This window comes from Flavobacterium sp. LM5, from assembly GCF_002017945.1.
GTDB lineage: Bacteria > Bacteroidota > Bacteroidia > Flavobacteriales > Flavobacteriaceae > Flavobacterium > Flavobacterium succinicans.
Genome location: NZ_MUFX01000002.1, coordinates 499582 through 507556, shown reverse-complemented (window position 1 = coordinate 507556; position 7975 = coordinate 499582). Strand labels below are relative to the sequence as shown.

Sequence of the window (7975 nt, the reverse complement as noted above, 5' to 3'; positions counted from 1 at the left end):
CTCAAAAAAAACTTCATTTTTTTCTTGCCAGTTAAAAAAAGAATTTCTACTTTTGCACCCGCTAATCGCGACAACGAAAAGCGCAGAAAACAAGAAGAATACGTTCCTAGACATATTGAATTGACAGCCGTCTTATTGAAAGATAAGACAAAGAAAAAAAGAGTAAGATAATCGAGAGATTAGAATAAACACCGATAGAATTGGATTCGCATAAAAATAGCTTAATTTATTAAGCGCACAATATACGATGAAGAGTTTGATCCTGGCTCAGGATGAACGCTAGCGGCAGGCTTAACACATGCAAGTCGAGGGGTATAGTTCTTCGGAACTAGAGACCGGCGCACGGGTGCGTAACGCGTATGCAATCTACCTTTTGCAGAGGGATAGCCCAGAGAAATTTGGATTAATACCTCATAGTATGTGAGAATGGCATCATTTTCACATTAAAGTCACAACGGCAAAAGATGAGCATGCGTCCCATTAGCTAGTTGGTAAGGTAACGGCTTACCAAGGCAACGATGGGTAGGGGTCCTGAGAGGGAGATCCCCCACACTGGTACTGAGACACGGACCAGACTCCTACGGGAGGCAGCAGTGAGGAATATTGGACAATGGGCGCAAGCCTGATCCAGCCATGCCGCGTGCAGGATGACGGTCCTATGGATTGTAAACTGCTTTTGTACAGGAAGAAACACTCCCTCGTGAGGGAGCTTGACGGTACTGTAAGAATAAGGATCGGCTAACTCCGTGCCAGCAGCCGCGGTAATACGGAGGATCCAAGCGTTATCCGGAATCATTGGGTTTAAAAGGGTCCGTAGGCGGTTTAGTAAGTCAGTGGTGAAAGCCCATCGCTCAACGGTGGAACGGCCATTGATACTGCTAGACTTGAATTATTAGGAAGTAACTAGAATATGTAGTGTAGCGGTGAAATGCTTAGAGATTACATGGAATACCAATTGCGAAGGCAGGTTACTACTAATGGATTGACGCTGATGGACGAAAGCGTGGGTAGCGAACAGGATTAGATACCCTGGTAGTCCACGCCGTAAACGATGGATACTAGCTGTTGGGCGCAAGTTCAGTGGCTAAGCGAAAGTGATAAGTATCCCACCTGGGGAGTACGTTCGCAAGAATGAAACTCAAAGGAATTGACGGGGGCCCGCACAAGCGGTGGAGCATGTGGTTTAATTCGATGATACGCGAGGAACCTTACCAAGGCTTAAATGTAGATTGACCGGTTTGGAAACAGACTTTTCGCAAGACAATTTACAAGGTGCTGCATGGTTGTCGTCAGCTCGTGCCGTGAGGTGTCAGGTTAAGTCCTATAACGAGCGCAACCCCTGTTGTTAGTTGCCAGCGAGTCATGTCGGGAACTCTAACGAGACTGCCAGTGCAAACTGTGAGGAAGGTGGGGATGACGTCAAATCATCACGGCCCTTACGCCTTGGGCTACACACGTGCTACAATGGCCGGTACAGAGAGCAGCCACTGGGTGACCAGGAGCGAATCTACAAAGCCGGTCACAGTTCGGATCGGAGTCTGCAACTCGACTCCGTGAAGCTGGAATCGCTAGTAATCGGATATCAGCCATGATCCGGTGAATACGTTCCCGGGCCTTGTACACACCGCCCGTCAAGCCATGGAAGCTGGGGGTGCCTGAAGTCGGTGACCGCAAGGAGCTGCCTAGGGTAAAACTGGTAACTAGGGCTAAGTCGTAACAAGGTAGCCGTACCGGAAGGTGCGGCTGGAACACCTCCTTTCTAGAGCCTTAGTGTTAGCGTAAAGCACGCTAAGGAAAAAGAAGAAGATTTTAAAGGTGCTATGACACCGATTATATTACTCTTGCTGTTAATTTAAAGAAATTGAATAAAGAATTAAGTAAAAAACAGAGTCTCGTAGCTCAGCTGGTTAGAGTACTACACTGATAATGTAGGGGTCGGCAGTTCGAGTCTGCCCGGGACTACTATTTACACTTAATTAGGAAATTCTAGAGGTTGAAATCCTTTTTTTTTGGAATTTGGAATTTAAAAATTTGGAATTTTACAAAAAATGGGGGATTAGCTCAGCTGGCTAGAGCGCCTGCCTTGCACGCAGGAGGTCAACGGTTCGACTCCGTTATTCTCCACAAGATAGTATCAAGATGATAGTATCAAGAATTAAGACAATAAGGTCTTAGTACTTAATACAGAATACTTAATACTTATTTAAAGTTCATTGACATATTGAGATAAGAAATAATAAAAAGTAGAAAGCAGTTTTCTCTGATTTATTAGAGAAAGCGAAAAAAAACGGTCATAATTAATTTTATGATTGGTACAATAAGCAAAATAAGGGCGTATGGGGGATGCCTAGGCTCTCAGAGGCGAAGAAAGGCGTGATAAGCTGCGAAAAGCTACGGGGATTGGCACACACGAATTGATCCGTAGATACCTGAATGGGGCAACCCACTATGTTGAAGACATAGTACACCGATAGGTGGGCAAACCCGCTGAACTGAAACATCTAAGTAGGCGGAGGAGAAGAAAACAAAAGTGATTCCGTAAGTAGTGGCGAGCGAACGCGGATTAGCCCAAACCAATGTTGTTACGGCAATGTTGGGGTTGTAGGACCACGAGATTTCTTGCATAAAGAATTAGAATCTACTGGAAAGTAGAGCCAAAGAAGGTGATAGCCCTGTATAAGTAATGAATGTAAAGGATAGTGGTATCCTGAGTAGGGCGGGGCACGTGAAACCCTGTCTGAATTTGGCGGGACCATCCGCTAAGGCTAAATACTCCTGAGAGACCGATAGTGAACCAGTACCGTGAGGGAAAGGTGAAAAGAACCGTGAATAACGGAGTGAAATAGATCCTGAAACCATACGCTTACAAGCGGTCGGAGCCCTTTCGTGGGGTGACGGCGTGCCTTTTGCATAATGAGCCTACGAGTTAACGTTGCTGGCAAGGATAAGTGGTTAAGCCACGGATCCGTAGCGAAAGCGAGTCTGAATAGGGCGCTTTAGTCAGTAGTGTTAGACGCGAAACCGTGTGATCTACCCATGGGCAGGATGAAGCGCTGGTAACACAGTGTGGAGGTCCGAACCGGTTGACGTTGAAAAGTCTTCGGATGACCTGTGGGTAGGGGTGAAAGGCCAATCAAACTCGGAAATAGCTCGTACTCCCCGAAATGCATTTAGGTGCAGCGTTATTTTAGTTATATAGAGGTAGAGCTACTGATTGGATGCGGGGGCTTCACCGCCTACCAATTCCTGACAAACTCCGAATGCTATATAATGATTGATAACAGTGAGGGCTTGGGTGCTAAGGTCCAAGTCCGAGAGGGAAAGAACCCAGACCATCAGCTAAGGTCCCCAAATATATGTTAAGTTGAAAGAACGAGGTTTGTCTGCCCAGACAGCTAGGATGTTGGCTTGGAAGCAGCCATTCATTTAAAGAGTGCGTAACAGCTCACTAGTCGAGCGGACGAGCATGGATAATAATCGGGCATAAACATATTACCGAAGCTATGGATTTACAAGCAATTGTAAGTGGTAGGGAGCATTCTAACAGGGTTGAAGGTGTGTCGTAAGGCATGCTGGACTGGTTAGAAAAGAAAATGTAGGCATAAGTAACGATAATGCGGGCGAGAAACCCGCACACCGAAAGACTAAGGTTTCCACAGCTATGCTAATCAGCTGTGGGTTAGTCGGGACCTAAGGCGAACCCGAAAGGGACAGTCGATGGCCAACGGGTTAATATTCCCGTACTACTGATTACTGTGATGGGGTGACGGAGTGATGAAAGCGCCGCGAACTGACGGAATAGTTCGTTGAAGTACCTACCTATAAGCTGCGCAGGCAAATCCACGCGGCTTGGGGAAATACGATAGTACTCGGAGACTTCGGTCAAAGAGATAGTGCGCCTAAGGGCTTCCAAGAAAAACCTCTAAACTTCAGGTAATTAGTACCCGTACCGTAAACCGACACAGGTAGTCGAGGAGAGAATCCTAAGGTGCTCGAGAGATTCATGGCTAAGGAATTAGGCAAAATAGACCCGTAACTTCGGGAGAAGGGTCGCCCGAGTAATCGGGCCGCAGTGAAGAGGTCCAGGCGACTGTTTATCAAAAACACAGGGCTCTGCAAAATCGTAAGATGAAGTATAGGGCCTGACACCTGCCCGGTGCTGGAAGGTTAAGAGGAGATGTTATCTTCGGAGAAGCATTGAATTGAAGCCCCAGTAAACGGCGGCCGTAACTATAACGGTCCTAAGGTAGCGAAATTCCTTGTCGGGTAAGTTCCGACCTGCACGAATGGTGTAACGATCTGGACACTGTCTCAGCCATGAGCTCGGTGAAATTGTAGTAACGGTGAAGATGCCGTTTACCCGCAGTGGGACGAAAAGACCCTGTGCACCTTTACTATAGCTTAGTATTGACCTTGGATAAATGATGTGTAGGATAGGTTGGAGACTGTGAAGTGGCGTCGCTAGGCGTTGTGGAGTCATTGTTGAAATACAACCCTTTGTTTATCTGAGGCCTAACTCTCGATAGAGAGGACATTGCTTGGTGGGTAGTTTGACTGGGGTGGTCGCCTCCAAAAGAGTAACGGAGGCTTCTAAAGGTTCCCTCAGTACGCTTGGTAACCGTGCGAAGAGTGCAATGGCATAAGGGAGCTTGACTGAGAGACATACAGGTCGATCAGGTACGAAAGTAGAGCATAGTGATCCGGTGGTTCCGCATGGAAGGGCCATCGCTCAAAGGATAAAAGGTACGCCGGGGATAACAGGCTGATCTCCCCCAAGAGCTCATATCGACGGGGGGGTTTGGCACCTCGATGTCGGCTCGTCACATCCTGGGGCTGGAGAAGGTCCCAAGGGTTGGGCTGTTCGCCCATTAAAGTGGCACGCGAGCTGGGTTCAGAACGTCGTGAGACAGTTCGGTCTCTATCTACTGTGGGCGTTAGAAATTTGAGTGGATCTGATTCTAGTACGAGAGGACCGAATTGGACAAACCTCTAGTGTATCTGTTGTCCCGCCAGGGGCACCGCAGAGTAGCTACGTTTGGAAGGGATAAGCGCTGAAAGCATATAAGCGCGAAACCCACCACAAGATGAGATTTCTTTTAAGGGTCGTGGGAGATGACCACGTTGATAGGCTATAGATGTAAAGGCAGTAATGTCATAGTCGAGTAGTACTAATAACCCGTAAGCTTATGTACACCTTTTTCCCGAGAGCGAAAGCTCTCGGGAGAGAACTTTCTCCTTTCGACTTCGCTCAAGGCAAGTTGAAACTTTTTATATTCTTTATCTCAGTATGTTAAGATATTATGTAATGTTAATCAGTACAAACTGGTTACCCATTGCAAAACGACCTTAAGGTGGTTATTGCGGCGGGGCTCACCTCTTCCCATTCCGAACAGAGAAGTTAAGCCCGCCTGCGCAGATGGTACTGCAATTTGTGGGAGAGTATGTCGCCGCCTTTCTTTAGAAAACCCTTCATCAAAAGTGAAGGGTTTTTTTATAACTACTCCTAAAAGTAGGGTACCTTAGCTCAGATGGTAGAGCAATGGACTGAAAATCCATGTGTCCCTGGTTCGATCCCTGGAGGTACCACATTGCTCGGATGGTGAAATTGGTAGACACGCTGGACTTAAAATCCAGTGAACAGCAATGTTCGTGCGGGTTCAAGTCCCGCTCTGAGTACAAAAACAAAAAAAAACTCCATTAGAGAACCTCTAATGGAGTTTTTTGGTTGTAACAATGCCTATAAATAGGCCCATTGTAGCTCCTTAACCCCGATAGCAGCGGTATCCTTGCTTTGGCGAATAAAGCCCAAGCAAGATTTAGCGGATAGCGGGAACCATGTGGGATGAAAATGACTCTTGTGGGGGTTGCTTATTATTTTAGAATTAATACTCGATTAAATCCAGCAATTCTTTTTCGAATCTGCCTTTAGGTAAGTATTGGTCTTCTAGTGCTTTGGTAAAAGGAATAGGCGAATCCAAACTGGCTACTCGTTTTACTGGCGCATCCAAATACTCAAAGCAATTTTCCATAATCAATGCGGACAAATCACTTGCAATTCCGCCAAAAAGACTGTCTTCTTGAACAATTATGGCCTTTCCTGTTTTCTTTACAGAAGCAAAAATAGTTTCGGTATCCAACGGTTGCAAGGTTCGTAAGTCAATCACATCGGCACTAAGCTGTGGATTTTTAGCTAAGGTTTCTAATGCCCAATGTACCGTAGCTCCAAAAGCAATAATGGTAATTTGTTCACCCTCTTTCAAAACGGCTGCTTTCCCTAAAGGAATAGTGTAATACTCCTTTGGAACCTCTTGATAAATGGAACGGTATAATAATTTATGTTCGAAAAATAAAACAGGATTAGGGTCATTAATGGATTCGTTGAGTAAACCTTTGGCGTCATAAGGAAAAGCAGGATACACTACTTTCAAACCTGGTGTTTTGGTAAACCAAGCTTCGTTGGTTTGCGAATGAAAAGGTCCAGCTTGAGTTCCTCCACCACAAGGCATGCGGACAACAACATCGGCTTTTTCCAACCAACGATAATGCGATTTAGCCAAAAGATTTACTATTGGATTAAAACCTGTAGACACAAAATCTGCAAATTGCATTTCCATGATGGCTTTATACCCATTAATTGACAATCCCATAGCCGCTGAGACCACTGCACTTTCGCAAATAGGCGTATTTCTAACACGTTCCTTACCAAATTCAGCCACAAAACCATCAGTTATTTTAAAAGCACCACCATATTCAGCAATATCTTGCCCCATGATAACAGAGTTTTCATAGCGCTGCATGGATTGTCTTAATCCTTGACTAATGGCATCTATAAAACGAATATTTTCGGTAGCTCCTGAAGGTTCAACAATTTCTGCAACGTAGGGTTTATAAACATCATTTAACTCTTCGTCGAAACTAGCTTCAATTTCCGGTTCGGCATTCGCCAAAGCCCAATCGGTATCGATTTCCTGTTTTATTTTTGCTTTGATTTTAGAATCTTCTGCTTCTGTAAGAATGCCATTTTGAAGTAAAAAGTCTTTATAATTCGCAACAGGGTCTTTCACTGCCCATAAATCCATCAACTCTTGAGGAACATATTTAGTACCGCTTGCTTCTTCGTGACCTCGCATTCTAAAGGTTTTAAATTCTAGTAAAATAGGACGAGGACGTTCAACCATCGAGGCTTTTAATTCACTAATCAAAGTAAAAACTTCCAAAATATTATTACCATCCACAATATGGCTTTCCATTCCGTAACCTTTTCCTTTATCGGCTAGGTTTTCACAACGGTATTGTTCATTCGTTGGCGTAGAAAGGCCATAACCATTGTTTTCAATGACAAAAAGAACGGGTAAATCCCAAACAGCGGCAATATTTAAAGCTTCGTGAAAGTCTCCTTCACTTGTCGCTCCTTCACCTGTAAAAACGGCTGTGATTTTATTGTTTTTTTTCAAAGTATTGGCCAGAGCAATCCCATCGGCCACCCCTAATTGAGGTCCCAAATGCGAAATCATTCCAATAATTTTATATTCTTGGGTACCGAAGTGAAAACTGCGATCTCTACCTTTTGTAAAACCATTTGCTTTACCTTGCCATTGAGAAAATAATCGGTGTAATGGAATAGCTCTTCCTGTAAAAACTCCTAAATTTCTATGCATTGGCAAAATATACTCATCTTGGTCTAAAGCAGCGGTAATACCTACAGCAATTGCTTCTTGACCAATGCCTGAAAACCATTTAGACACTTTACCTTGTCTTATAAGAATGAGCATTTTCTCCTCGATTAATCTGGGAAGTAGTATTTTCTTATAGAGACTAATTAATTGATCGTTGGTAAGTTGCTTTCTGTCAAAAATCATTTGTTTTTAGGTTTTAGATAGTTTTCAAAGATATAAAAATATAACAGTTTCTTGTTTTTTTGTTATATTTTTTAGTTCTGATTTGGATTAATTAAAATTACAAATCAAAATATTCT

Annotated in this window: 1 protein-coding gene, 4 tRNA genes and 3 rRNA genes; 7 read left to right on the top strand and 1 reads right to left on the bottom strand. The window is 44.2% G+C overall.

Features of this window, described 5'->3' with window-relative positions:
* The first annotated feature begins 244 nt into the window (after nucleotides 1–244).
* From BXU11_RS10705 to BXU11_RS10675, 7 genes are all read left to right on the top strand, one after another.
* Nucleotides 245–1759 (top strand): 16S ribosomal RNA (locus BXU11_RS10705).
* A 129-nt stretch (nucleotides 1760–1888) separates the two neighbouring features.
* Nucleotides 1889–1962, top strand: a tRNA-Ile gene (locus BXU11_RS10700).
* An 88-nt stretch (nucleotides 1963–2050) separates the two neighbouring features.
* Nucleotides 2051–2124, top strand: a tRNA-Ala gene (locus BXU11_RS10695).
* Nucleotides 2125–2315: 191 nt separating this feature from the next.
* A 23S ribosomal RNA gene (locus tag BXU11_RS10690) occupies nucleotides 2316–5192 on the top strand.
* Nucleotides 5193–5347: 155 nt separating this feature from the next.
* Nucleotides 5348–5456: ribosomal RNA gene (gene rrf / locus BXU11_RS10685) — 5S ribosomal RNA — on the top strand.
* Together the 16S, 23S and 5S rRNA genes with 4 tRNA genes alongside form the textbook arrangement of a ribosomal RNA operon.
* Nucleotides 5457–5513: 57 nt before the next feature.
* Nucleotides 5514–5586 (top strand) — tRNA-Phe (locus BXU11_RS10680).
* A 4-nt stretch (nucleotides 5587–5590) separates the two neighbouring features.
* Nucleotides 5591–5676 (top strand) — tRNA-Leu (locus tag BXU11_RS10675).
* A 206-nt stretch (nucleotides 5677–5882) separates the two neighbouring features.
* On the opposite strand, the gene BXU11_RS10670 is transcribed toward BXU11_RS10675, so the two are convergent.
* Entirely contained in the window at nucleotides 5883–7859 is a 1977-nt protein-coding gene (locus BXU11_RS10670; RefSeq protein ID WP_078212514.1) for a thiamine pyrophosphate-dependent enzyme, read from the bottom strand.
* Between the last annotated feature and the right edge of the window lie 116 nt (nucleotides 7860–7975).

What these genes read in the sequence shown, in the direction of transcription:
- BXU11_RS10670 (WP_078212514.1), bottom strand. Translation starts at nt 7,859, where the DNA reads ATGATTTTTGACAGAAAGCAACTTACCAACGATCAATTAATTAGTCTC.